The organism is Adlercreutzia sp. DFI.6.23 (assembly GCF_024462535.1).
Lineage (GTDB): Bacteria > Actinomycetota > Coriobacteriia > Coriobacteriales > Eggerthellaceae > Adlercreutzia > Adlercreutzia rubneri.
In genome coordinates this window covers 1-288 of sequence record NZ_JANGBP010000798.1, presented here as the reverse complement: position 1 = coordinate 288, position 288 = coordinate 1, and the positions used below count along the sequence as shown (strand labels likewise).

General features: G+C 70.5%; 1 protein-coding gene. It reads left to right on the top strand.

The window, feature by feature from the left end; translation table 11 throughout:
* Positions 1–288, top strand: a 288-nt coding sequence (locus NE591_RS16455) for a hypothetical protein (RefSeq protein WP_256157133.1), incomplete at both ends; no start/stop codon positions are given.

Below are 288 nucleotides of genomic sequence, written 5' to 3'. Positions count from 1 at the left end.
CCTCGGCGCTCAACAGCGAGCCCTACGAGCAGGCAACCAGCACAAGCCAGATCGGCTTTACCGTGGAGCTGCTCCGGCTGGTGGGCGAGCGCACCGGGCTGGACGTGCAGTTCGCCAAGGCCGTGAACCACAAGGACGCCGACCAGAACATCACCCCCGGCCGCCCCGAGGACGTCGCCGCGAAGGTGGCCGCGGGCGAGGCCGACCTGGGCGCGTCGTCCATTCCCGCTGATGCCGCGCTCGAGGGCGTGGCGCTTTCCGAGCCCTACCTGCATGCCGACTACGCCG